This is a genomic window from Gammaproteobacteria bacterium, assembly GCA_033720895.1.
Lineage (GTDB): Bacteria > Pseudomonadota > Gammaproteobacteria > Natronospirales > JAJUFS01 > JAWWBS01.
Window position 1 is genome coordinate 15,328 of sequence record JAWWBS010000010.1, and the last position, 24,908, is coordinate 40,235.

At 62.4% G+C, this 24,908-nt stretch carries 18 protein-coding genes and 1 tRNA gene; 5 read left to right on the plus strand and 14 right to left on the minus strand.

What is annotated here, in order from left to right; all coding sequences use genetic code 11:
- The first annotated feature begins 45 nt into the window (after positions 1-45).
- Positions 46-636 carry a carbonate dehydratase gene (gene can, locus R3217_02965; GenBank protein ID MDX1454394.1) on the plus strand — a complete coding sequence of 197 codons (591 nt, stop codon included), beginning with the start codon at positions 46-48 and terminating at the stop codon, positions 634-636.
- Here the strand turns inward: can and R3217_02970 are convergent.
- The 4 genes from R3217_02970 to R3217_02985 form a co-directional block, all read right to left on the minus strand.
- Positions 623-1,492: a DUF6502 family protein gene (locus R3217_02970; GenBank protein ID MDX1454395.1), complete on the minus strand. Its 870-nt coding sequence runs from the start codon at positions 1,490-1,492 to the stop codon at positions 623-625. The genes can and R3217_02970 overlap by 14 nt on opposite strands.
- Positions 1,493-1,578: 86 nt before the next feature.
- Positions 1,579-2,478 carry a 5'-nucleotidase gene (locus tag R3217_02975; protein ID MDX1454396.1) on the minus strand — a complete coding sequence of 300 codons (900 nt, stop codon included), beginning with the start codon at positions 2,476-2,478 and terminating at the stop codon, positions 1,579-1,581.
- Between the two features lie 56 nt (positions 2,479-2,534).
- Positions 2,535-5,885: a UvrD-helicase domain-containing protein gene (locus tag R3217_02980; protein ID MDX1454397.1), complete on the minus strand. Its 3,351-nt coding sequence runs from the start codon at positions 5,883-5,885 to the stop codon at positions 2,535-2,537.
- Complete coding sequence (locus R3217_02985; protein MDX1454398.1) at positions 5,875-8,559, minus strand: PD-(D/E)XK nuclease family protein; 2,685 nt, start codon at positions 8,557-8,559, stop codon at positions 5,875-5,877. The genes R3217_02980 and R3217_02985 overlap by 11 nt, the downstream gene beginning before the upstream one ends.
- Positions 8,560-8,744: 185 nt before the next feature.
- Here R3217_02985 and bla point away from each other — a divergent pair, with 185 nt between their 5' ends.
- Positions 8,745-9,554: a subclass B1 metallo-beta-lactamase gene (gene bla, locus R3217_02990; protein ID MDX1454399.1), complete on the plus strand. Its 810-nt coding sequence runs from the start codon at positions 8,745-8,747 to the stop codon at positions 9,552-9,554.
- Positions 9,555-9,695: 141 nt separating this feature from the next.
- Positions 9,696-10,310 (plus strand): hypothetical protein, encoded by a 615-nt coding sequence (locus R3217_02995; protein MDX1454400.1) that lies wholly within the window; start codon positions 9,696-9,698, stop codon positions 10,308-10,310.
- Positions 10,311-10,325: 15 nt separating this feature from the next.
- On the opposite strand, the gene R3217_03000 is transcribed toward R3217_02995, so the two are convergent.
- Positions 10,326-12,896 (minus strand): EAL domain-containing protein, encoded by a 2,571-nt coding sequence (locus R3217_03000; protein MDX1454401.1) that lies wholly within the window; start codon positions 12,894-12,896, stop codon positions 10,326-10,328.
- 142 nt (positions 12,897-13,038) lie between these two features.
- Here R3217_03000 and gshA point away from each other — a divergent pair, with 142 nt between their 5' ends.
- A complete protein-coding gene (gshA, locus tag R3217_03005; protein MDX1454402.1) occupies positions 13,039-14,631 on the plus strand; it encodes a glutamate--cysteine ligase in 1,593 nt (530 codons plus the stop codon).
- A 65-nt stretch (positions 14,632-14,696) separates the two neighbouring features.
- On the opposite strand, the gene R3217_03010 is transcribed toward gshA, so the two are convergent.
- From R3217_03010 to R3217_03025, 4 genes are all read right to left on the minus strand, one after another.
- A complete protein-coding gene (locus R3217_03010; protein MDX1454403.1) occupies positions 14,697-16,394 on the minus strand; it encodes a M28 family metallopeptidase in 1,698 nt (565 codons plus the stop codon).
- A 215-nt stretch (positions 16,395-16,609) separates the two neighbouring features.
- A complete protein-coding gene (locus R3217_03015) occupies positions 16,610-17,680 on the minus strand; it encodes an AI-2E family transporter (protein ID MDX1454404.1) in 1,071 nt (356 codons plus the stop codon).
- A 91-nt stretch (positions 17,681-17,771) separates the two neighbouring features.
- Positions 17,772-18,227 (minus strand): VOC family protein, encoded by a 456-nt coding sequence (locus tag R3217_03020; protein ID MDX1454405.1) that lies wholly within the window; start codon positions 18,225-18,227, stop codon positions 17,772-17,774.
- 119 nt (positions 18,228-18,346) lie between these two features.
- Complete coding sequence (locus tag R3217_03025) at positions 18,347-20,743, minus strand: choice-of-anchor B family protein (GenBank protein ID MDX1454406.1); 2,397 nt, start codon at positions 20,741-20,743, stop codon at positions 18,347-18,349.
- 219 nt (positions 20,744-20,962) lie between these two features.
- Here R3217_03025 and R3217_03030 point away from each other — a divergent pair, with 219 nt between their 5' ends.
- Positions 20,963-21,799, plus strand: coding sequence for a PHB depolymerase family esterase (locus R3217_03030; protein ID MDX1454407.1), 837 nt, complete (start codon positions 20,963-20,965; stop codon positions 21,797-21,799).
- A gap of 138 nt (positions 21,800-21,937) precedes the next feature.
- On the opposite strand, the gene R3217_03035 is transcribed toward R3217_03030, so the two are convergent.
- The 5 genes from R3217_03035 to pth all read right to left on the minus strand — a co-directional run bounded on the left by R3217_03035 (position 21,938) and on the right by pth (position 24,887).
- Positions 21,938-22,014 (minus strand) — tRNA-Met (locus R3217_03035).
- Positions 22,015-22,183: 169 nt separating this feature from the next.
- Positions 22,184-22,714, minus strand: a complete 531-nt coding sequence (locus R3217_03040; GenBank protein ID MDX1454408.1) for a hypothetical protein — start codon at positions 22,712-22,714, stop codon at positions 22,184-22,186.
- Complete coding sequence (locus tag R3217_03045; GenBank protein MDX1454409.1) at positions 22,704-23,186, minus strand: hypothetical protein; 483 nt, start codon at positions 23,184-23,186, stop codon at positions 22,704-22,706. The genes R3217_03040 and R3217_03045 overlap by 11 nt, the downstream gene beginning before the upstream one ends.
- Positions 23,187-23,200: 14 nt before the next feature.
- Positions 23,201-24,292 (minus strand): redox-regulated ATPase YchF, encoded by a 1,092-nt coding sequence (gene ychF, locus R3217_03050; GenBank protein MDX1454410.1) that lies wholly within the window; start codon positions 24,290-24,292, stop codon positions 23,201-23,203.
- Between the two features lie 16 nt (positions 24,293-24,308).
- Positions 24,309-24,887, minus strand: coding sequence for an aminoacyl-tRNA hydrolase (pth, locus tag R3217_03055; GenBank protein ID MDX1454411.1), 579 nt, complete (start codon positions 24,885-24,887; stop codon positions 24,309-24,311).
- Positions 24,888-24,908 lie beyond the last annotated feature (21 nt).

The following is a 24,908-nucleotide window of genomic DNA, read 5'->3' on the forward strand; positions in this document are numbered from 1 at the left end:
CGCGTTTCTCTTGCGCAACAGCGCCGGCTCGGTAAAATCACCGGCATGAAAACACTCAAGAAACTCTTCGACAACAACGCCGACTGGGCCGCCGACATCACGCGCCAGGATCCGGAATTCTTCAGCAAGCTGGCCAAGCAACAGAAGCCGGAATACCTGTGGATCGGTTGCGCCGACAGCCGGGTGCCTGCCAACCAGATCGTGGGCCTGCTGCCCGGTGACCTGTTCGTGCATCGCAATGTTGCCAACCTGATCCTGCACAGCGACATCAATGCACTGTCGGTCATCCAGTTCGCCGTCGACGTGCTGAAGGTGAAACACATCATTGTCTGCGGACACTATGGCTGCGGTGGCGTGAATGCCGCCATGAACAACGAGCGCCACGGCCTGGTCGACAACTGGCTGTATCCGGTCAGGACCCTGCATCGACTCAAGCGCGAGGAACTGGAAGCGCTGCCGGAGTCGGAACGCCTGGACCGCATGTGCGAACTGAATGTCGAAGCGCAGGTAGAAAGCCTGAGCCAGACCACGGTGGTACAGGACGCCTGGGCCAGGAACCAGTCGCTCGACCTGCACGGCTGGATCTACTCGATCAAGGACGGACGACTCAAGGACCTGGCCGTCAATCCTGACTGACGGAGCGTCGGTATCGACGCCAGGCCAGGTCGTAGACGATGTCGCCGATGGTACGGGACGGAGTTGCTGCGCCGAAGTCCGGCGAGGACTCCTGAACACCGCCCGGCTTGTTGCCTGGCTTGTTGCCTGGCTTGCCGCTTGATTCGAACAGCGCCCGGATGTCTCCGGCGAACGCATCCAGCCGACGCTCGATATCATCCAGCAAGGCATCCCGTTGCTTGCGTTCGCTTATCGACGGGCCGCCCGTGATCGGGTCCGTGCCGAGGCGTTGCAGGCCCGTTTCCAGCAAGTCCAACAGGGTTCGCCTCTGTGCTTCCAGCATGTCCGGGTCGGTGGCCGATGGCTGCCGTTCCGGCACAGGTACCAGCTCGAGATGCTTCGCATCCCGCCAGCGAACCTTCCTCTGCAACAGCAGCTCGTCCCTGATTGCCCGCGGCGGCACGTCGCGGCAGCAGCTACGCACCAGTTCCGCGAAGCTGTTACCTGCCTTGCCACGCACATCGAGAGCGCAGCCTCGAAAACGCCTGTCGGTCTGCCAGCGGGTGATCACCTGCTGCACGCGATCAAGACGCTGCAAGGCAGTCGACAAGGGCGGCGGCGCGGCGAAGCCCGCCAGCCTCTGAACCTCGCGACGCGGCAGCCCGGTAAGCACCGCGGCGCGCGACAGGGTTGCCGAGTGGGCCAGGCGGCCCGGCACCGAAAATGCAGGATCATCCAGTGCGGTGCGGACCATGGCCCAACGCAACAGCTCCTGGGCTTCCAGGCCATTCAGGCCCTGGTGCAACCAGAAGCGCCCCAGCAACAGCAGCAAGTCGGCCGTCAGGCGACGGCAAGCAGAATCCGGAATCCGTTCCATGGTTCGTCCCCGTGAATGTCCGGGGATTATCGGAAAGGGTTCGCTGGAAATGAATCAGGGCCGACCGGAGTGACGAACGTGGTGCGCTAGCTGGAGGTATTGGCGACACCATGCGGAACATGCCCGGTGGCCACGTGGTCGCTGGCCAGTTCGACATGCCCCTTCTGGTCATCGAAAAAGATGTCCGCACCGAAAGCCTTCAGGAACTCGGTCTTTTCCATGCCACCGAGGAACAGGGCCTCGTCAATTCGGATGTCCCATTCGCGCAGGGTGCGAATGACCCGCTCGTGGGCGGGTGCGGAACGCGCTGTCACCAGCGCCGTGCGAATCGGCGCCTTGTTGACCGGGAATTCGCTCTGGATGCGATGCAATGCCTCGAGGAATTTCTTGAAGGGCCCTCCGAGCAACGGCGTGCGTGCCGCAGAACGCTCGCTGTCGGCAAAAGCCGCCAGGCCCTTCTCCTTGAAGATGCGTTCTGCCTCGTCGGAAAAGATCACGGCATCACCGTCGAAGGCGATGCGCAATTCATCAGAGCCGGCTTCCGTCGCCTTGCCTGGCAGGATGGTGGCAGCGGCGATGCCATTGTCGAGCGCCTTGACCACATCCTGCGGTTCCGGCGAAAGGAAAAGATGCGCACTGAATGGCGCGATGTAACGCCAGGGCGGCGCGCCATTGGTAAATGCCGCGCGGGTAATTTCGAGATCGTAATGCGAAATGGAATTGAAGATGCGCAACCCGGTGTCGGCGCTGTTGTGCGATATCAGGATGATCTCGACCTTCTGTGGCCCCGCCTCGTTCAGCTTCAACAGCTTCTTTACCAGCGGAAATGCCATGCCGGGTTCCAGCAGGTCATCCTCGTGCTCTATCTGGTAGGCCGCATAGGCTTCCAGGCCTTTCTCGACAAAGACCCGATGACCCGCTTCAAGGTCGAACAAGGCGCGCGATGAAATCGCAATGACCAGCTTGTCGGAAAGATCGGTTGGCATTTTCTGCCGCCTCCAGTTCACTTCGCCTGCCAGTATGAACCAGTCAGGGACAAAATCTAGCGTTTGCCTGCTTCTCCCTCGCCCGCAGGCCAGCAAAGCAACTCGTCATGCAGCGGAAAATACAGGGCCAGCATGATATCCCGGTCCTCGAGCTGCCCGACCAGCGCCGCATAGCGCTCCAGCTGCGAACGATAACGCTCCCGCTCGCGCGCCAGGAAATCGTCGAGATCGCCACCCTCGTGCTCCGAGGTCTTGTAATCGACAATCCAGCGACGTCCGTCTGCCGCAACGAAACTGCGGTCGATGGTGACATTGACCAGCTCGCCTTCGACCAGGCCACCGAGCTGCCACTCGTTCCGGGCATCACTGGCTGCACGATCGAACAACAAGCCGGCGTGTTGCGATGACCTGACGGCCTCCATCGCCTGCAGGACGCGATCCTTCGCAGCGGGCATGTCGACAGCGGGAATACCCAGGTCCTGCAACAGCGGTGTCGGATCCTCCAGCAACGTCGAATCACCCGCTGTCATCCACAGCTCGATGCAGCGATGAACCGCGGTACCGACATGCCTTGCCGTATCACCCGCCCAGTCGAAGACAATGTCATCGGCGACATCAGGCTCCCGGGCTGGCGGCGGCAACACCGGTTCCGGCCAATCCTTCGATTGCCAGCCGGCAGGTACCCGTCGCAGCCTTGCCGTGCTTCCCGGTCCTTCGGTGACGTCATCGTCGGGTACGGCCGCCGCATCGAAACTCGCTGCGAATGCCGGTTCCGCCATCGGCCACAGCGCCGCCAGCGCCGATCGCGAGGCAGGTTCGCCGGCGTCGACCCCGCCCTGCCGATTGCGCTTCGCTGCAGCATGCCCGAACAGGTGCAGGCGATGCCGCGCGCGCGTGGTGCCGACATACAGCAGTCGCACCAGCTCGTAGGCGTCCTGCTGTTTCATCAGCTCGCCAATGAAATCGTAATGTGGATCGCGCTCGCCCCCGGCAGCACGGATAGGCGCAAGCAACAGCTCCGAACCGCGGCGGGGCCGAGGCCGGTCCAGCCAGCGCAACAAGGGCGAATCCTGGCCACGCGTCGGACGGCCGAGCCCCGGCATCAGCACCCAGTCGAACTGCAGGCCCTTCGCCTTGTGCAGGGTCATGACCTGGACGGCCTGGCCGGCACTGTTGTCGGGCGCCGCGAACAGGCGCTCCAGTGCCTCGCCGACATCATTGATGTCCTCGATATCACCAGCCTCTTCGAGGCTGCGAAGCAGGTCGAAGGCCAGCTCCGCGTTGTCCACGTCGACGGCAGACGCCAGCGTCTCCGGGAAACCCAGCGCCAGCCAGCATCCACGGGTTCTGGCGGTGAGACCTTGCCGACCTCGCTGGCTGGCGGCTGCCTGCAGGCTGGCCTGCAGTCGCCCGAGCCGCTGGCAGCCCGGTTCGGACACGCCTGCCTGCTGCAAGGCCTCAAGGTCATGGAGCGCGTCCGGGATGTTGCTGCCGATTCCGGCCACGACATGGAGGTCTGCCAGTTCCAGGCCACAGACCGGGGAGCGCAACAGCGACAGCCAGGCGGTGCGGTGGGCGGGGTTCTGCAAGGCGGTGGCCAACGACAGTACGTCCTGGACCACTGGCAGGTGCCCCAGTGTTTCAAGCTCCACGGCCCGGTAGGCGATGCCGGCGTCGCGCAGCGCCGGCAGGATGTCCACCAGGTGGGTCCGCGAGCGCACGAGAATGGCCAGGGTTTCAGCGGCAGCATCGGCCTCGAAATCCTGTACTGCCGTGACGACCTGCGCGGCTTCCGCACGCGGATCGTTGACATGCAAGGGATGCCAGCTGACGGCCTCGCCCGGCAGGCTCGGGTGCACCGGCTGCGACTCGGCGTAGCGAATGGCGCCCGAGGCCATGTCCTCCTCCGCCGGGAAAATTTCCGCGAAGGCCCGGTTCACCCAGTCGACAATGCCGGCCTGTGAACGGAAATTGCTGGACAGCTGCAAGGCCTGCGGCTTCAGCTGGCCAAGTCCGCTCTCGCGCACTTTCAGGAACAGGCCGACTTCAGCCTGGCGAAAACGGTAGATGGACTGCATCGGATCACCCACCAGGAAAAGACTGTGGCCATCATCCTCGGTCCAGCCCGCTGTCAGGCGCAGCAGCAGGTCGACCTGCGCCTCGGAGGTGTCCTGGAATTCGTCCACCAGCAAGTGGCGAATACGATGCTCGAGATACAAGGCCAGTCGCGTGGGATTGTCCGGTTCCCCCAGCGCCTGGCGGGCGCGCAATGCCATCTCGCTGAAATCGACCTTGCCGCGTTCGGCAAAGACCAGCTGCAACTGGGCCACCGCCATTGGCAGGACCGCCGAAAGATTCTGCAAGGCCGCCCACTGCGCATCCGAGTAGCGCGGGGGTGGCAAGTCACGCACCCGGCGCAGCCTGTCTTCCAGCGCCGCATCCTCGGACAGGCCTTGCAGCAGTTCCAGCATGTCGGCTTTCAGCGGCTTGTCGTCCGTGGGGAAACCGAGCCGCTTGTCGACGGTCTTGCGAAGCCTGCCACCACCGGTGAGCAACAGGCGAGCCAGTGCCTGCCATTCGCCAAGGTGCTCAACGCCTGCCGCCGGCCGGTGCTCCATGCGCGCCAGCATCCAGAGCCAGTCAGTTTCTATCCCCAGTGCATCAAGATGTGGCGCCAGCCGTGCACAGATCGAGATGAGCCGATCGAAGGTGCTTGCCGGAATGCTGCTGTCGGCACGCGCCAGCTCCGCTTCGATCTCGGTTGCCAGCGCATGCTCCAGCCCGTTCCGATTCAACGTGCTGCCAGCCAGCAAGGACAGCCACACATCGCGACTGCCCAGCAGCTTGACCAGCAGTTCACGCAGCCGGTCGTAACGATTGTCGAGGTGCATCAGCACACCCGCCATCGCATCGGTCCATTCATCCTGCTCACCGAGCTCGGCAAGGCATCGTTCCGCGGCCTCGGCATAAAGCTCGTCCGCCTGTTCCTCGATGCCGGGCTGTTGCCCGAAGCCGGTCAGCAAGGGCAACTGGCGCGTCAGCGCGCCATTCAATGCGTCCAGGGTTTCAACCCGCAGGCGATTCGGGTTGGCAAGAATGTTCCAGCCACGCTCGTCATCACGGGCCAGCGCAGCGCGCGCCAGGTCCCATGCCTGCCGGCGATGTTCTTCCTGCGGTGCCGGCCCGCGCCCTGCGGCCAGGGTATCCAGGATACGCTCGCGCATCTCGGCCGCCGCCTTGCGAGTGAACGTCACCGCCACGATTTCTTCCGGTTGCTCGACCACCGACAACAGCTTCAGGAAACGCTGGGTCAGCAGCTCGGTCTTGCCCGAACCGGCTGGCGCCTGGACGATGAAGGAGCCAGCAGGATCCAGCGCCTGCCGACGGGCTGCGGCATCATTCAGCATCGCCATCTCCCGCGGCGTGCCAGTTGTCGCCACTGCCCAGCGCGGCCTCCTCGCCCTGTATTTCGTCAATGCGACAAAGACCGGCAAGATGGCAATAGCGGCAGGCACCGGGCAAGGGATCCGGTGCCGCCTGCCCCGCATGGAAGGCTTCTCCCAGTCGCGCCAGGCTCGCCTGCCAGTCGGCCAGCTGCTCCTCCCAGCTCGCACCGGACTCCTTTTCAACAGCCTTGAGCCCGTAATCGCTTGCGTCGGCAGCCATGCCGATCAGCTCGGTTTCACCGGCGCGCACCTTCCCATAGGCAATCCCCTGCGGTGCAGCGGGACGATTGATGGCATAGAGGGGAAGCTGCGGGCTCGCCGGGCGCTCACCATGCCAGCCGCTGCGCGACAGCTGCCCTCCCGTCTTGTAATCGATGATCAATTCACCGTCCGCCAGCCGGTCGACACGATCGATTCGACCGCGCAGCCGCAATGGTCCCGCCTGCACCTCGGCTTGCAATTCGGTCGCAATCACCTCGAAATCGTCGCGGGACAGTTCAACGGCCACCCAGTCTTCCACCAGCTGCACGAGGCGGCGGATTTCCAGTTCGGCAAGCCCCTTGGGCCACATGACCGGCTGCTGCGCGACACTGGCATCGACCTGTTCCGTGACCACCGCCTCGATGACCTGCCGTCGCCTGTCGCCCGCCAGTGCCTGCAGGGCCGCTTGCGTCTTCCATTGCCGCCACAACTGCTCCAGTACATCGTGCACCAGCTGGCCACGCAGCAAGGCATCGGGTCCGGCAAGCGGCGTGGGCCAGTCAGTTGCCGCCAGCCGATGCCGGGCAAACGCCCGGAAAGCACAGGCCGACTGGTCTTCAATCAGGCTGACGCCACCCCGCACGACATCGTCCGTCACCGCCGGGCCGACCAGGTCGCTGACCGCGTCCAGTTCCACCGCCAGCTGCTGTCGCTGGCTGGCAACACCGGGGTCGACAGCTGGCGCTGCCATCGCGGGCAAGTCGTCGATCAAGGGAGAGGGTCGCAGCAGGCGATCCTTGTCCTGTTCCGAATGACTGAAGACGCAATGCGCGGCTGTCGCCTTGAGCCTGGCCAGCCAGCGTTCCGCAAAAGCCCGCTCCTGCTCGGCCGAGGCATGCGGCCAGCCATGAGCCCGCTGCAAGGCCACCGGAATGACCGGATCGGGCCGCGCCGCCAGCGGCAGCGCCGTGTCATCCAGGCCAAGCACCCAGACTGCATCGAACTGCAGGCCGGTCGCCTCGAGGCCACCGAGCAACTGCACCTGCGCGGCGGCGCCCTGCGGCTGGAACAGTCGTTCCGCGGCCAGCTGACCCAGCTGCGCCAGCGCCATGCTGCGCCCCCATGGCCGACCCAGGCTGTCCGCCTCGCCGAGGCTGGCCAGCAAACCATTGAAGGCCTCGCGGCACTGGTACTCGGCACTGGACAATGACTGGCCGTCGGCCCGGCGTCCCCAGCCAACCATGGCCAGCTGCTCCGAAAAAACACGCGCCCAGGCAGATGGCAGGCGCTCGTCGAGGTGCGAATCAATGGCTTCCTGGTAGGCCTCGAGCACGCTGGCCAGCGACTCGAGCCCTTCCTGGGCGGCGTTGCGACGCAGGAAGCGCAGGCCAAGCTCGGCGTAGCCGTTGTTGCGCAGCCTTGCTTCCAGCCGCGAACGCAAACCCAGCTCGACGCGAGGAAAGAGGTAGACGGAACGCAGCAGGCGGCCGATACGGGCCAGCGGCAAGGCCCGACCACCCAGGCCCAGCACCTGCAACGCGTCTGCCACCATGCCCTGCTCGGCCAGGGGCTCGCCGAGGGAGACATTGAACGGCAAGGGATCGTTGCTGAAGCTGGCCGCATGAGCTGGCGCCAGCGTGTCTTGCAAGGCGGTAGCCAGCTCGGACTTGCGCTCGTTGATATCCATCGCCACCAACCCGATTCTCGCGGCCGGATTGTCGGCCAGCTGCCGCGCCACCCACGTCGCCGCTGCACGCGCTTCCGTCGCCGGGTCAGCCAGTGAGCAACGGCGGCAGTCGCCCGGCGTGGTCGGCAGGGCCTGCCAGTGCACGGCCAGGCCACCAGCTGCCAGGCCGTCCAGGAAGTCGTGCTCGGCACGGGAGACTTCTTCCATTCCCACCAGGTGCAACACGCCCTGCTGCTGCCGGGTCCAGCGCGGCAGGAACTCCCGCAGCGCGCCGGGCAGCTGGCTGAACGACAGGCGCCCGAGCGCGGCGAGGCGCTGCTCGAACTCCTCGCTCAGTGCCAGGAATGCGCGCGTGTCCTCGCTCTCTGCATCACGCAAGGCCTCATGGGGAATGGGATCTGCCTGCTGGCGTTGCCAGGTCTTTTGCAGCGCCGCGGCATACGCGGCGGGCTGCAACAAGCGCCCTGACCAGCTCGACGCTTCAACGACCGCCTCCCAGACCAGGCGCTCGGCCAAGGGTGACAACAGGGGCAGTGCCCGCTCGTCCTGCTCCCGCCAGTCCTGGTGGAGCTGGCGCAGGAAGGCCGCCAGGGGCAGGATTTCCGGGCGTTCCCAGGCCTGCTTGCCGGCCGCCAGCTGGGCCTCCGAGTGAGCCTGGCGCAGCGCCCGGGCCAGGCGGTCACTGCCGGCGATGACCCGGTCTGCGGGTCCTACCTCGTGCAACCATGGGTAGAAAAACGAGTCCATTCTCCGCCTGTCGCTGATGTTGGCCGGACGCTCACCCGCTGGGGGAGAGGCTGAACGGCAGTATATCCTTGGAGTATGCTCAGTCACAGGCAAGGACCGGCGCAGGCAGGACAAAGGCCGGGCTAAAGGGCTAAACTTAACTTATTATCTGTAACAACGAACAAATGGCGGCGGGGGCCGGGCAAATGAAAGGAATGATTCGCAGCTTGCTGATGGTAGGGGTACTGGTCGGCATGGCGTGGCAACCGGCACTGGCCGGGGAACCCACCGTTTCGGTTGCCGAGCAGTTTCGCCAGCAAATGGAGTTCCTGCAGCAGGCCCGCTCCCTGACACCCGTCCAGGTGTCGAGGGACCTCAGCGTGTACCGGCTGGAAGGCGATGTCTGGCTGCACCGCAGCTTCTACGACATCGGTGACCAGCGCCTGCATGCCAATGGCCTGATTGTCCCTGGCGAGGAAGGCATCACCATCATCGATTCGCCATGGACACCCGGTGCCGCTTACGACCTGCTGGACTGGGTGGAAGCAAATTTCGACAAGCCGCTGAAGCGCCTGGTCATTACCCATGCCCATGATGATCGCATGGGCGGCATCGATGCCTTCATCGAAGCCAACGTGATGACCTACAGCCTGGCGAGCACCACCTCGATTGCCCGCCTGAAGGGCTGGACCGGCACCCACCTGGTGTTCAACCAGAACCTCGTGCTGCGCAGTGGTGACACGGCCATGGAGCTCTACTATCCGGGACACGCCCATGCGCCGGACAACCTCGTGGTCTGGCTGCCCAAGCAGAAGATCCTGTTTGCGGGTTGCATCGTGAAATCACGTTATGCGGACGGCCTCGGCTTCACGGGTGATGCGGACAAGGGCGCCTGGCCGCTGGCATTGCAGCACATGCTGGAGCGATACCCGGAAACCGGGCTTGTCGTGCCGGGCCATGGTTTGCCGGGCAAGACCGAGCTGATCCAGCATACGTCCGACTTGCTGGCCAATTGAGCGGCCTTGATCGGGAAGAGTTGGCACTCGGTTCACCTGGCTGGAGCTTCGGTTCACCCGCAGTCGACATGGACTCACGTGAAGGGAATCAGCAAGACTTGCTAGCATCGACATCGGGATTGGAGCTTCGGAGAGTTCTGCATGGTTGACGACAGCGACAGGCGAGCGGACGAACCGACGGATATTCCGCTCGATGTCACCCATATCACCAACGACCTGACGCGCAAGATCCGCCTGCAGATGCTGCTTGAGGATCGCAAGCGCGCCAATGCCGTGCGTGCGAAGATTTCACAGGAATTGCTGACCGTGCTGTTGCTGATGAAGGAAAACATCCGCGACATGCGCAAGCGTCGACCCGACCTCCTGCCCGACCTTCGCGGCGGCGGCGTCATCTACGACAGCCTCTACGCTGCCCCCTACGATCGCATCTGTGACATTCGCAACGAAATGCTGCAACGCTTCACCCGCGTCTACAACGACCTTGACGTACTGGTCGATTCCGACAAGGACAACGACGAACTGGCGCTCGCCGCCTTGCAGCCGATCAGTGACGACCTGCTGGAAGTGTTGCACATCATGATTGACGGCATGGCCAACATTCGCGAGTACCGCAGCGACCTGGGTGCCGACCTGATGAAGAAAGGCGAGGTCTACGAGCACCTCTACAACAAGATTTTTGCGAAAATCAGCGTGATTCGCGATGGCCTGCCCATCCTGATGAACGCCGTCTTTGCCCGCCGCATCTTCCGCCGCTGAAACCGGCAGCCCTCCTCAGTCCTGCTCGATGATCTCTTCGAGACCTCGCTGCAGGATCAATTCGAAATCCATCGCCGGTATCGGACGACTGAACAGGTAACCCTGCTGGACGTTGCAGCCTCGACTGATCAGGTAGTTTCTCTGCTGAACGGTCTCGACGCCCTCGGCAACGGTATCCATGCTGAGATTGCGTGCCAGGTCGATGATCGATTCGGTAACGCGCGTATCCCCTGCCGAAGTACCACTTGGCGCGACAAACGACCGGTCGATCTTCAGCACGTCGATTGGCAGGCGATTCAGGTACGCAAGTGACGAGTAGCCCGTACCGAAGTCGTCGATCGCTATCGAAATGCCCTGCTGTTTCAACCAGTCCAGGGTGCGGGTTGCCTTGTCGACATCCTTCATCAGCAGGCTTTCGGTGATCTCCAGCCACAGATCGGAAGGATGGACCTTGTACTCTGCCAGCGCGCTTGCCACATCCATGCCGAGTCGGCCCTGGTCAAGCTGCTTGGCCGAGACATTGACGGACACGTGCAACTTGTGGCCAATCGAATTCCAGTCCGCCAGTTGGGCAGTGGCTGCCCTTACGGCCCAGGCACCGATATCGTCGATCAGCCCGAGCTCCTCGGCCAGCGGAATGAATTCGAAGGGTCCTACCAGGCCTTCGGTCGGATGCTGCCAGCGAATCAACGCTTCCGCGCCAACAAGTTCGCCACCGCGCGCATCCACCAGCGGCTGGTAAAAAAGCACGAACTCGTCGCGGACAAGCGCCTGCTTGAGTTCTTCTTCACGCGTCTTGCGTTTGATCAGCTTGCTGGATATCTCGGCCGTGAAACCCTGCTGCACACCGCCACCCTGCGCCTTGGCACTGTACAGTGCCGCGGTTGCATGGGTGAACAGCTGCTCCGCACTGTCGGCATCTTCCGGGTAATGCGCATAACCCATGCTGACACCAAGCTTCAGGGGTTCATCCTGGTCAATGGGCACCGGCTGGTTCAGCTCGGCATTGACCTGGCCGATGAATTCATTGAAGCGCTCGTCGTCCATCTGCTCGGTGATCAGCACGGCGAACTCGTCCGCACCCATGCTGGCCACGAAACCGACCTTGTCGCAGAGCCTGTCGAGTCGCTCGCCGGTCTCGCGCAGGAACTGGTCGCCAATGGCATGACCCTTGGCCTCGTTGATCTCCTTGAAGTGATCCACGTCCAGCGCCACCAGCCAGATTCCCGCATTGTGGTTTCTGGCCTTGCGGAACTCGAAACTGAGAATGTCGAGAAACAGCTTGCGGTTCGGCAGGTTGGTGACCTCGTTGGTGGTCGCCAGCCTGCGCAGCTTGCGTTCGGCATCGAGAATGTCGGAAATGTCCCTGACCACGCAGCGCACGCCGGAGAACCCGCCATTGGTGTCGTGAATCGCACCCACGGTGACGTCGCAGGAACTCAGGCCACCATCCCGCATCAGGATCTTGCGCACCTGCTTCATGGAGCGCCCGGGGCCAATGGCCTCGTACTGCCGACGAACCAGCGGGATTTCGTCATCCCGGACCAGGATGTGCAACAGGTCGATACCCTCGCGAAGGCTGGCGGAGTCATAGCCCAGCGTGTCCATGGCCAGCTTGTTCATGTAGGTGACCACGAAATCGCGATCGGCCTCGATCACCATGTCCGGCAGCAATCCCGACAGATCGCGAAAGCGCTTTTCGCTCAGCTTGACGCGCTGATGGCGCAGGATGAGCACGTAGGTCAGTACCCCGAGGATCAGTACGATGACGCCGGTCAACAGGATGCCGCCAGCGAACTGGCTGCGATACGCGTTGATCAGTTCATCCCTGGGAAGCAGCACCAGGGTCCAGCTCTGGTATGCAAACCCCACCTCCTGCCGTGCGACGATGCCATCGAGCTTGTCGACTGCACTGGAGTCCGAGGTCTCCAGGACCAGCTGCTCGTCATCCAGCACGCGCAGTATGTACCGCTCTCCTATCTGGTCGCCGAGGAAACGCCCGAAAAACTCCTCGACCTTGAAGACCGCGTTCACGACCCCGACCAGTTCGCCATTCCAGGTAACGGGCCGATAAAGCGCAAAGCCACGCCCGCCCTGCAGCAGGGTCAGCACTTCTGAAGCGTGGGTTTCGCCGGTCGCGAGGGCATTCTGGAAGGCTGCAGCGGCCGGAACGACCTGATTCAGGTTGGCACCCAGGGCGCCGGCATTGCCCTCCGGCGGGTAGACGATCTCGATGGTGCCATCGGGTCCGACCCAGTTGATGGCCTGGAAACCTGGCATGACCTCGTAGGCCGTCGCCGCTTCAAACCGGTAGTGCTCGACAGGGTCGTCGGGGTTTTCTTCGATATCGATCGCCATCAACTCGATGACAGTCTCGTATTCATCGAGAGCAACGCGCAGTCGAGCACTGGTCTCGTACAGCTGCGTCTGCATGGCCTCTTGCAGGGATTCGGTATTTTCCTTGAACTGTGCCGCCAGCAGGATCAGGACCAGCATGGCTGTCCCGAGCACGACCAGCACGGCACTCGTCAAGGCCTTGCGCTTCGATCGCCGGTAATCTCCTAGCCAGGCACCATGTAAAGGCATCTCATCTCCCCCCGGAGCTTCACCCCACGATACAGGTCTGGACTTGTCATTTCATTGCCCGGCACCCGCTTGTCCACCTGCGCCCCTTTTACTCAGCGCTGCATTGCCGGATAATCCACACCACTTCTGTCGAGACTCCCACGTGAAGAACCCCGAACCCGCTGCAAAACTGGAAGAACATACCCTGTCGGCACTGGCAGATACCTCGGGCTGCCTGTTTCATGGCGGCTTGAAGGGCATCGAAAAGGAAAGTCTCCGCGTCGACAGCAGAGGCCGCCTCTCCGACAGGGCCCACCCGGACGCTCTCGGTTCCACCCTGACTCACCCCGAGATTACCACTGATTATTCGGAAGCCTTACTGGAATTTATCACTCCACCCCGGCAGACGGCCGCCGAAACTCTGGAATACCTGAACAGCATTCAACGGTTCGTGTACAAGAATATCCGTGACGAAATACTGTGGGCCACCAGCATGCCCTGCCTGCTGGGCAAGGACAGCGACATTCCGATCGCCGAGTACGGCAGCTCCAATGTCGGCACCATGAAGCATGTCTACCGTCGCGGCCTCGGCTATCGTTACGGCCGCAAGATGCAGACGATTGCCGGCGTGCACTTCAACTTCTCGCTGCCAGAAAAGTTCTGGCCGGTCTGGCGAGCCACCTTTGGCTCGGAGCTGGACGACAAGGGCCTCCGCTCGAAGTCCTACTTCGGCCTGATTCGCAATTTCCAGCGCCACGGCTGGATCGTGCCCTACCTGTTCGGGGCTTCACCGGCCGCCTGCAGCAGCTTCCTGGACGGACGGCTGGAAGGATTCGAGAAATTCGACGAGCACACCATCTTCCTGCCCCACGCCACGTCGCTGCGGATGAGCGACATCGGCTACAAGAACAAGGCCCAGGATTCGCTGAAGATCTCCTACAACGACATCGACAGCTACGTACAGGGCCTGTGGGACGCGATCGAAGAACCGTGGCCGGAATACAGCAAGATCGGCGTCAAGGTCGATGGCGAATACCGGCAGCTGAACGATCACCTGCTGCAGATCGAAAACGAGTACTACAGCTTCATGCGACCGAAGAACGTGGCCGAATCGGGTGAAAAGCCGACCCTGGCACTGAAGCGCCGCGGCGTTCGCTACATCGAGGTGCGGGCGCTGGACGTCAATGCCTTCGAGCCGGCCGGCATCTCGCTCGAACAACTGCATTTCCTGGAAGTCTTCCTGGTCTACTGCATGCTCGCCGAAAGCCCGCCGATCGACGACCAGGAGCGCGCAGAGATCAATTTCAACCAGTCGCTGGTTGCCGTGCGCGGTCGCGAGCCGGAACTGGCCTTGAAACGAAACGGGCGCGACGTACTGCTGCGCGACTGGGCCGATGACATTCTTGCCAAGATGCGACCCGTGGCCGCGCTGATGGATCGCTGCGAACCGGAGAGCCCCTACACGGCCGCGCTCGACAGGCAGCTGGCCGTGGCCGCCGACCCGGACCTCACGCCCTCGGCCCGCATGCTGGCGGAAATGCAGGAGCGCGGCGAGAGCTTCTTCGCCTTTGCACTGCGCAAGTCGCAGGAACACCATGCCGCCATCAGCGAACAGGCGCTTGATGCCGCGACTGAACAACGCATGCAGCGCGAGGCCCGTGATTCACTGGCAGCGCAAGCCGAAATCGAGGCCGCAGACACGCTCGGCTTCGACGAGTACCTCGAGCACTATTTCTCCCAGCGACTCGACGATTGATTCCCTCGCCATGAAAAAGCCCGGCCATTGGCCGGGCTTTTTCATGCCTGCACTGCAAGGCTGGCTTACTGCTCGCGAAGCGGGCCGAACTGCCGACCGAAGAAGTTGTCCTTCCACTCGACACGCTTGTCACGATTGGCGACTTCCAGGCCAACCAGGAAATTGGTGGCCGCGAAATCGAAGGCTGCCTCCTTGTTATAAGGGAGGCTCAGGTCATCGGACGGCTTGTGATAGTGCTCGGAAGAGAACTCCTCCCAGGCTTCCTCGCCATTGATGGCTTCGTCACGGCTGTTGAAGCCCGGGACGAGGAACACTGCCGGCACGCCTTCCTTGACGAAACTGTACTGGTCGGAGCGCACGAAAATCACTTCCTCCGGCTTCGGATCCGGGCTCAACGCCAGGTCCAGCATGCCCGCCTTTTCTTCGACGATTTCGTGCAGTTCGGAATGCTCGACGCCATAACCAACCACATCGGCGATCGGGAAGGTCAGTATCGGCATGTCCAGGTTCACGTTGGCCGACACCTTGTCGATATCGAGTGTCGGATTGGCACCCCAGTACTCCGAGCCCAGCAGGCCCTTTTCCTCGGCCGTCACGGCCAGGAACACCATCGAGCGCCGCGGCCGGGTTTCCATGTTCGAGTAGACGCGCATGATTTCCAGCAGGATCGCGATGCCGCTGGCATTGTCATAGGCACCGTTGTTGATCAGGTCGCCATGGCCGTCGCCAGCCTCGCCTTCCGCGTGGGAGCCGGCCACCGACTTGCGCACGCCCGTGTGGTCAAGATGGCCGGAAAACAGCACGTATTCTTCCTTCAGCGCCGGATCGGATCCCTCCAGGACACCGACGACATTGCGCGAACTGATGCTCTCCCATTCCGAAGTGACGCTGGCCGTCAGCGTGCCGGGCACATCGAAGGCGACCAGCTCGCCGGCTCCCAGCTGTTCGATCACTTCCTCGTAGTCGTGGCCGGATGCCTCGAACAGCTTGTCGGTCATGTCGTAGGACAGCCAGCCGCGCACACCCAGGTCAGGGTAGGACATCGGCACGTTGCCCTCGGGACCGACCCAGTTGAAGCTGCTGCCACCCCCGACCCAACGGGAAATGACATCCCAACCGTACGCTTCGCGCCAGCTCGGGGATGTCAGGGTGATCACGCCGATCGCACCGCGTCGCTGCGCTTCGGCGTACTTGTGATCGGTCGAGGAGAAATAGGCCCGCTCGTCGGACGGCAGGTCGTCCGGCGCGCCACGGCGCACCATCACGACGTACTTGCCTTCAACATCCAGGCCTTCGTAGCTGGAGTAGCCGAAATCCGGCGCATGGATGCCGTAACCGACGAACACCAGGCCACCCTCGGCGCTTGCCGTCTCCTCGTTGTTCGACGGTGTGATCACCAGGTCATCGACGGGATCGAGCTCCATGGTCTCACCGGCCAGCGTGAGGCTTGCCGAGGACTCGACCACGGTGGCCGAGCGGAACGGCACGCTCTGGAAGAAGCTGTCACCATTACCCGGCTTGAGGCCATAGAGCTTCATGAAAGTCGCGACGTAATTGGCCGAGATTTCATAGCCCGGTTCGCCGGTATCACGACCTTGCATCAGGTCATCGGCCAGGAACTCCATGTGGGCACGGATGTTGTCGGCACTGATGTTGCTGGCATAGTCCATGGCATCTTTCGAGGCACCGGTCTGTGGCTGGCAGGCAGCCAGCAGGACGAGAGTACCCGCCAGGGCTACGCCCAGGGTTACGAGCTTGCGCATTGATCTGTCTCCTGGAGAAGTGCGTAGTGCGTCGTGTTCAATTTCAAGAGGAGCCCGAGAATAGCGAAAGCGCCCGGCACTGCCAAACACCTCGCACGCCGCCATGCTGCGGCGCAATACCCGCGGATAACCTCCAACCAGCTATTGAGAGGGCCGACTGCCCCCAAAGTTCCCGCAATGTGCAGGAAAATGACAGAAGCGTGACGTCGGTCCGCTCAGTCTTTGGCCTCGGCCACGTCTTCCAGTCCCGAACTGGCCATGTCAGGACCGAGCAGGATTGCAATCCAGCGGGTTTCCTCGCGGGCATCCAGCGCAATCTTGAGGGTGATGGTCAGCGGCACGGACAGCAGCATGCCGACCGGGCCCAGCACCCAGCCCCAGAACAGCAACGACAGGAACACCACCAGCGTGGACAGCCCGAGGCCCTTGCCCATGAAGCGCGGCTCGACCATGTTGCCCATGACGATATTGATGACCAGGTAGCAAATTGTCGTCGCCAGCGCCGACAGGCTGCCCAGCTGGATGAACGCCAGCAGCACGGCGGGCACGCCTGCAATGATGGAGCCGATGTTCGGCACGAAGTTCAAGGCAAAGGACACGACGCCCCAGAGAATCGGGTAGTCCACCCCGATGATCATCAGCGAAAGCGTGACCAGGACGCCGCTTGCCAGGCTGACCCAGCCCTTGATGGCAATGTACTGGCGAACCTTGGCGGTGAACTCCTTGATGTTGTCCAGGGTGAGATTGCCCTGGCCGGCAATATAGCGAATCTTGCCTTCGAAGCCGCCTGCTTCCAGCAGCATGAAGACCACGGTGATCAGGATCAGGAAGCTGTTGGTCAACACGCCACCGAGGCTGTTCAGCATGGTGCCGACCAGGCCCATGGCGGCGCCGGGATTGAAGATCTCGGACAGCTTGAGGGATTCGGAATCCAGGCCGCGGCCGGCCAGCCACTCGATCAGGGACGAGAACTCGCCACGCAGGCGCGCCTGGTAGGTCGGCAGGTTCTGGGTGAAATCCGCCACCGCGCTGCTGACCAGGCCGGCCAGGCCGACCCCCACCAGCAGGAAGCCTGAAATCACCAGCATCAGCGCCAGCCACAACGGCAGGCCGCGCTTTTGCAGCCACAGCATGGGCGAGGCGCCCAGCACGGCGAGGAACAGGGCCAGCAGGAACGGCACCAGGATGTCCTGGCTGGCTTTCATGCCGGCAATGACGATCACGATCGACGCCAGCGTCAGGAACAAGCCCGCGGTCCTGCCTTGTGTATTCACCGATTCCGTCACTTGCCGACTCCCGATACTGAATGACCGGGATGATTGTCAGGGCAAGGGGCCGACGGTTCAAGTTGGATTCAGGCCGGAACCTGGCCGGGGATCAGTCCAGCCGCTGGAACACCTGCACGTAATTGCCGTCCGGGTCACGGTACTGGACAAATCGGACCCGGTTGGCCGCGTCCTCCATCTGGCGCAAGGGCTCGTAGGTGTCGGGCAGGGCCGCCATGAATGCATCCAGGTCATCGACAAAGAAGCCGACCTTGAACAGCCCCCGCACATAGCCCTCCGGCCGTTCGACCGCATCGGCCAGCTGCATGATCTCCAGCAGGAAGCCCTCGCCTTTCAGCATGCGTATGTCGTACTGGCCGTTCTCTTCATCATGGAAACGGTTCACCTGCTCGAGCTGCAGCAGGCTCGAGTACCAGGCGGCCGATACCTCGACATCCTGGCTGATGACCGCAAAGAACTGATCACCCGCGCGCGCACTGAAGCTGGCCAGCAACAGCAGCATCGACAGGAATCCGACAAGCCGTTTTGCCCGGAATGATTCGATCATGATTTGCCCCGATTTGAGATGTCAGGCAGCTGAGACAACATTCCCCTGCCGATTGTTCCTGAACGCGGGCATGAAAAAGGCCCGCTTGCGCGGGCCTTGTTCGTCTGGAGCTCGAAGCATCATTTCAGCCGGCGACGACCTGCAGCCAGCAGGCCGAGCAGGCCGACCAGCCACAAGGTGGCACCACCGCCACCGCCGCCACCGGAACGCGGCGCTTCGGCCTTGGCCGTGATGTTGACCACGATCTCGTCGCTGGCCTCGTTGCCGTAGTTGCTGGCAACCGTCAGGCGCAGGGTGGCCGTGTCATCGGCGCTGACGCTCGGCAGCGTGATGTCGGTGGCCAGTGCCGAGGCATCGGCGAAGGTGATGGTCGGACCATCGACCTGCGTCCATGCCACCGTGCCGACAACGGCGTCAGCGAGGTCGGCCGAACCCGCCAGCGACTGCGTCGACTCTTCCTCGGCAGTGATGTCGGTGCCGGCAGACACCACTGGCACCTCGTCACAGGCCGCGCCACGCAGGGCGGCAATCTTGTCGGCCATGGCCGGCAGCGTGTCGAAGGCAATGGCCGCACCGTCACCGAAGCGCGCGTAGTTGTCGCCGGTCGTACCCTGCGCTTCCACCTGCCTGGCACTGACATTGACCACGAGGTCTTCGACAGACAGTGCACCATTGACCGGCACCGTCACGGCAAAACCGGAGCAGCTCGGCACTTCCGTCGCCGTGCAGATCACCTTGCGGTTGTCGAAATCGAACAGCGGTTCGCCCAGGCGTCCCACCTGGTCGCCTTCTACCGAGCAGGTCACTGCGGTGCTGCCCTCCACCGCCGAGGTACCGGCAAAGCTGTCGGCATACACGGTGAAGACACCACCCGGAGTATCGAAGGCACGGCCGGTGGCCGATTCGAGGTAGAACTCGGTCGCCGCATCCGCACCGTTGTTGTAGACGTAGTAGGCCGCCGTCTCGTCACCGCTGGAGTTGTCGCGATAGATGTCGCCATCCACCGCCAGGTCGACGCTCTCGCCGCTGTCGGTCATCGACGGCGTCAGTACGAACAGGCCGTCCTCCATGTCGGAAATCACCAGGGTGCCGGATTCGAACAGGAAGTTGCTCCAGCTGCCGGTGAACTGCGAATCCGAGTAGGTCGGCTTGGTGTCGAAGAAGCCGATCTCGTAGGGCGTTTCCGGGTTGATGATGTCCAGGATGCGCACGCCACCGGCATAGCTCGACTGGTAGCTGTAGCGGCCGTTGACATACATGTTGTGGTCGATGTCGAGAATGGTGTGCTCGTAGGTATTGGTCATCGCCAGGTTGTCGAGATCGCTCATGTCATAGACATAGACCTCGGACCGACTGCCATAGAACTGCTCTTCCAGCTCGTCATTGACGAGGAGGTAGTTGTGATCGTCCGTGGGCCACATCTGGTGGATGTAGCGCGCCTTCGCGTAGGTGAGCCGATCCAGCAGTACCGGATTGAGCTTGTCGGTCATGTCCAGTACGGCGATGTAGGAATAGCGAGGAATCGGGTAGAAACCATCCGTACGGCTCTGTTCGTAAGCCGGATTCTCGAAACCCAGCACGTCGTTGCTCGGGTCGCCGTCGCCCTTGTTGTCGAAATAGGTGTAGCCATCGTAGGTGTCGAGGTCGGCACGGTAATACATCGTGGTATTCGTATCCGGATCGAACTCGCGACCGGAATTGGCGGTCACGCAGATTGCCTTGCCCTGGTGATCCGCATCGGGGCCGTCATAGGTGCCACACCACAGGTCATGGAAGTAGCTGGTGGTGGGCATGCCGTCGATGCGCATTTCGCCGATGTAGGTCGGGTTCAGCGGATCGGCGTTGAGATCGTAGATGCGAGCGCCGCTGCGACGCACGCCGGCATCCGAGGAGCTGTCGCCCACGGCATAGAGATAGCCGTTGTCCCAGTCGATGCCGAGGTTGTGCGAGTTGCGAACCTCATCAAGAATGCGATCGGCCGACACCGTCGATCCCGGCGCGATGGTCCTGAGGCGCGTCAGGTCGAACACGCGAATGCCGAAGTAGCCTTGTTCCGAACCGATGTACGCGACATCGCCGTAGACCTTGATGTCCATCCACAGCGAATCCCCGACGTTGTCCTCTTCGACCGGGTTGTCCACCGATTCGCCGTCGCCCCCGCGACCGCAACCGTCATGGCAGGCCTTGGTGCTGTGCACGCTGTCCTCGAGACGGGCGATGAACACCGGGTTGTCCGGATCCGTGACATCGACAAACGCCGTGCCGTAGTAAAGCCCGACAATGGCGTAATCGCGATTGGTGGAGGAATCGGTCCAGCCCCAGATGTCATTGGCAACGGCGTTGGGATCGACCTCGCCCATCTCGGCCAGCGTCAGCTGGGCATTGAAGTCGATGTTCTGGCAGGGGTAGCTGCCGGCCATGCCGGCCGTGCAGGCGGTTGGCGTGCCGTGGGCTGCTGCCTGGAAGCTGCCCAATGAGGCAAGCAGGAAGCCGATAAGGATCAGAAGGATGCGCATGTGGATCTCCCTTGGGGTGTATCGCGATATGACATAAAAGTTCGGCCAAATTTACATAAGCCTGTTTAGCGAGCCTGTCAGAAAATGCTGAACCGGAGCCCTTATTGACACAGATTTTCCCTATTCCCCTGCAACACGGATTGTCCGGAACCTCGACTATTCCAGGCCGTCTAATACCCTGTCGATCCAGACAGGCCGCGCAGACCGAGGCAGGTTGGCATGACGAAATCGAGTGAAATCAGGCTGTTGCGACGCGTCAAGGTGAACTTGCTGGGCACCTTGCTGCTGGCTGCCGCCGCCCTGCCCGGTGCTGCCTCGGCAGCCGGCGACTGGGACGTCCTGAAAATGACCACAGCGCCTGACTATGCCCGCCGTCACATCATCATGGCGCGCATGTTTCCCGGCTTCGAAGACACGGCCGCGGGCGACAAGCGGGGGTTCTCCATCCAGCCTGCCGAGGAAACCTGGCTGATTCGCAGGCCGAACCACCCGCCCCCTGCGAAGGGCTATCGATTGCTGGTCTGGATCGATCCCGGCGAGCGCAGCCGACCGCCCGAGAAATGGGCGCCGGTGCTGGATGATTTCGACATGGTGGTGGTGATGGCACTCGACAGCGGCAACCGTCATTCCGTCAGTGGCCGTCGCGCGCCCCTGGCGCTGGCGGGCCTGGCCGGGGCGGTGTCCACCCTGCCCATCGATCCGGGCCAGGTGTATGTCGGCGGCTTTTCCGGTGGCTCCAAGACGGCCCAGATGCTCGGCTTCGCCTATCCGGACGTGTTTCGTGGCGTGCTGCTCAGCGGCGGCTTCCTGCGGCCGGACAGCAAGTTGATCTACTGGCCTCCCGAGCCGCTGATGCCCCGACTCAGGCAGCAACGCTACTTCATGGCCTCAGGCGCCGAAGACCCCTTTGCCCGGGCGGATTTCTCTGCCACTCGCCAGGCGATGGAAGATAAGGGACTCCAGTTTATCGGTTCCCAGCTGCTGCCGGGCAAAGGCCACCGCCGCATGTGGGCGAGTGAATTCGAAAAGGCCCTGGCGTACCTTGTTGCGGAGTAAACCGGTCGGCGTCGCAAGGTGGCCGCGAAACTTCCATCCCCCGAACTAGAAAACCCGCCGATGGGCGGGTTCTTCGAAGGCGGTGGCCAGGGGCGGACAAGAAAAAAGCCAACCGGAAATTTACCGATTGGCTTTGTTTGGTGGCTAGGGGCGGAATTGAACCGCCGACCTACGGGTTATGAGTCCGTCGCTCTAACCAACTGAGCTACCTAGCCGGATCTTGTTGTTCGCCAAATCCTTGATGGGACTGGCTTTCTTGCCATCCGGGCCCCTCTCCGGGCCTTGTCGGAAGGAGCGGAATTATCCGGATTCCGCCCTGCCAAATCAAGCCCGGAAGCCAACTGCGGACCGCACCGGGTTCGCCAGCTGGCTGCTGGCAGCAGCCTAGAGCCTGTCATCCCCCGCCAGCTCGGCCTCCAGCTCGTCGGCCTGCTCGATCGCCTCGTTGATCGCGGCCTCCAGCATCTCGGCCGGGGCATCGGCCCGGATCTTGACCATGTACACCACGGCATTGCCCTCTCGGGCCCAGCCACCCATCACGCCCTCGTAGCTGGCGAACAGCAGCTCGCGCTCCAGCTCCATGGGAAGGTACTTGGTGGGATGGGTGTAGCCATAGGACCAGACATCGCGCATGGCGATGCCACTGGATTCATAGGTCTGGCTGCGAACGAACACGGCCTGGCTGCGGCCGTCATCGAATTTGTAGATCAGCCGGAAATCGTTGTCTTCGTCGATGTCGTAGCTGAGCTCGAGCGCGTCCAGCTGCCCCTGGATGAATTCATCGACGGGTGCCAGCTCGGTCGCCCCGGGTTCTTCCACCGGTTCATCGGCCGCGATCGCCTCGCCAGCTGCCACGCCACTCGTGGCGAGCAGCAGGGCGAGAACGAATGGCAGCTTGCCGACCTCAGAGATCATCGGAGCCCAGCAATTCCTTTTCCAGCTCGTCAGCCTGTTCGGCGGCTTCGAGGATGGCCGCGCGCAGCTCGGTGGCCGAGGCATCGGCAGTCAGCTTGACGACGTAGCTGATTTCACGGTTCTCGCGTGCCCAGTTACCCATGACCGTGCCGACATTTTCCGACAGCAGCCGCGACAGGAGATCTGCCGGCATGTCATCGCTGCCATGCACGTAGCCCGGCGACCAGATGTCGCGCATCACCACGCCGCGACTGTCATAGACGGCGCTGCGCACGAATACCAGCTGGGTACGGTCGTCGTCGAAGCTGATGACAATGGCGTAATCGCCATCCTGGTCGATGTTGTAGGCCATGCCGATGTCGTTCAGCGCGCTCGCCACTCGATCGTCGGCAGCCATGGCGCCACTCGCAAAGACCAGGCCCATGGCCAGCACCAGCGCCCGGACCGGCAATTTCATTCCCTTGTTCATCATCTCGTTTCCCCTGCTCATACGTTGAAGCGGAAGTGCATCACGTCGCCTTCCTGCACGATGTAGTCCTTGCCCTCCAGGCGCCACTTGCCGGCGTCCTTCGCGCCCTGCTCGCCCTTGCAGGCGATGAAGTCATCATACGAAACAACTTCCGCGCGGATGAAGCCCTTTTCGAAATCGGTATGAATGACGCCCGCCGCCTGCGGAGCCGTCGAACCCTGCTTCACCGTCCAGGCACGCACTTCCTTCTCGCCCGCCGTGAAATAGGTGCCCAGGCCCAGCAGCTCGTAGCCCGAGCGGATGACGCGGTTCAGGCCGGGCTCTTCCAGGCCAAGGTCACTGAGAAACTCTTCCTTGTCGGCATCGTCCAGCTGCGCGATCTCGGCCTCGATGGCGGCGCATACGGCCACCACGTTCGCGCCTTCCTTCGCAGCATGCTCGCGCACCTTGTCGAGCATGGCGTTGTTCTCGAAGCCGTCCTCGTTGACATTGGCGATGTAGAGCAGCGGCTTGATGGTCAGCAGGTTCAGGTCGCGAACGAGCTTCCTTTCTTCCTTGTCGAGCTCGGCCACGCGAGCCGCATTGCCTTCGTCCAGCGGTGCCTTCAACTTCTGCAGCACGCTGATCCGGGCCTTGGCATCCTTGTCACCGGACTTCGCCACCTTTTCACTGCGCTGAATGTTGCGCTCGACCGTGTCCAGGTCGGCCAGTGCCAGCTCGGTGTTGATGATCTCGATATCGGAAAGCGGATCGATCTTGCCGGCGACATGGGTGATGTCATCGTTCTCGAAGCAGCGCACGACCTCGACAATCGCATCCGTCTCGCGAATGTGGGAGAGGAACTTGTTGCCCAGGCCCTCGCCCTTGGAAGCGCCTTCGACCAGGCCGGCGATGTCCACGAATTCCACCGTGGTCGGCAGCGTCTTCTGTGGCTTGACGATGGCGGAGAGCTCGTCGAGTCGCGGATCCGGTACCGGCACCACCCCGACATTCGGCTCGATGGTGCAGAAGGGATAGTTCTCGGCTGCAATCTCGGCCTTGGTCAGCGCATTGAAGAGCGTCGACTTGCCGACGTTGGGAAGACCGACGATGCCACACTTGATACCCATGTTATTGCGTTCCTTCTTATCGGCTGTGGACCTGGGTCTGCGCTTTCTGCAGCCCGTCCTTCAGCAAGCGTTCGAAACCATCGACCGCGTCGTCGATGGCGCGCGCCAGTACCGGCGCTTCGTCCTTCGAGGGACGCTTCAATACGTAATCGGCAACCCGCTTCGGATCGCCGGGATGACCGACACCGATGCGCATGCGCAGGATGTCCGCACCAAGATGCGGAATGATGTCGCGCAGGCCGTTGTTGCCGCCATGGCCGCCACCCTGTTTCAGTTTCAGGGTGCCTGGCGGCAGGTCGATCTCGTCATGCGCGACCAGCACCTGCTCGGGTTTGATCTTGAGGAAGGAGGCCAGCGCCTGCACGGCCTTGCCGGAGACGTTGTAGAAAGTCACCGGCTTCAGTAGCCGGATGTCCTGGCCATCGATGTCGATCCGCGCCACTTCGCCATGGAATTTCTTTTCCAGCTTGAACTGCCCGCCATGCCGGCGCGCCAGTTCGTCCACGAAGTGGAAACCGGAATTGTGGCGGGTCGAAACGTAATCGGCCCCGGGATTTCCGAGGCCGACCACGAGACGGATGTCCTGTCCAGACATTGTCTATTCCTTGAGGAGAGA

Bases quoted from the DNA above. Each gene is read 5' to 3' on its own strand.
- R3217_03020 (MDX1454405.1), bottom strand. From the start codon at position 18,227: ATGATCGAATCATTCCGGGCAAAACGGCTTGTCGGATTCCTGTCGATG.
- R3217_03000 (MDX1454401.1), bottom strand. From the start codon at position 12,896: ATGCCTTTACATGGTGCCTGGCTAGGAGATTACCGGCGATCGAAGCGC.
- R3217_03040 (MDX1454408.1), bottom strand. From the start codon at position 22,714: ATGATCTCTGAGGTCGGCAAGCTGCCATTCGTTCTCGCCCTGCTGCTC.
- R3217_02995 (MDX1454400.1), top strand. From the start codon at position 9,696: ATGGTTGACGACAGCGACAGGCGAGCGGACGAACCGACGGATATTCCG.
- R3217_02975 (MDX1454396.1), bottom strand. From the start codon at position 2,478: ATGCCAACCGATCTTTCCGACAAGCTGGTCATTGCGATTTCATCGCGC.
- can (MDX1454394.1), top strand. From the start codon at position 46: ATGAAAACACTCAAGAAACTCTTCGACAACAACGCCGACTGGGCCGCC.
- R3217_02970 (MDX1454395.1), bottom strand. From the start codon at position 1,492: ATGGAACGGATTCCGGATTCTGCTTGCCGTCGCCTGACGGCCGACTTG.
- pth (MDX1454411.1), bottom strand. From the start codon at position 24,887: ATGTCTGGACAGGACATCCGTCTCGTGGTCGGCCTCGGAAATCCCGGG.
- R3217_03010 (MDX1454403.1), bottom strand. From the start codon at position 16,394: ATGCGCAAGCTCGTAACCCTGGGCGTAGCCCTGGCGGGTACTCTCGTC.
- R3217_02985 (MDX1454398.1), bottom strand. From the start codon at position 8,559: ATGGACTCGTTTTTCTACCCATGGTTGCACGAGGTAGGACCCGCAGAC.
- R3217_03030 (MDX1454407.1), top strand. From the start codon at position 20,963: ATGACGAAATCGAGTGAAATCAGGCTGTTGCGACGCGTCAAGGTGAAC.
- R3217_03025 (MDX1454406.1), bottom strand. From the start codon at position 20,743: ATGCGCATCCTTCTGATCCTTATCGGCTTCCTGCTTGCCTCATTGGGC.
- ychF (MDX1454410.1), bottom strand. From the start codon at position 24,292: ATGGGTATCAAGTGTGGCATCGTCGGTCTTCCCAACGTCGGCAAGTCG.
- R3217_02980 (MDX1454397.1), bottom strand. From the start codon at position 5,885: ATGCTGAATGATGCCGCAGCCCGTCGGCAGGCGCTGGATCCTGCTGGC.
- R3217_03045 (MDX1454409.1), bottom strand. From the start codon at position 23,186: ATGATGAACAAGGGAATGAAATTGCCGGTCCGGGCGCTGGTGCTGGCC.
- bla (MDX1454399.1), top strand. From the start codon at position 8,745: ATGAAAGGAATGATTCGCAGCTTGCTGATGGTAGGGGTACTGGTCGGC.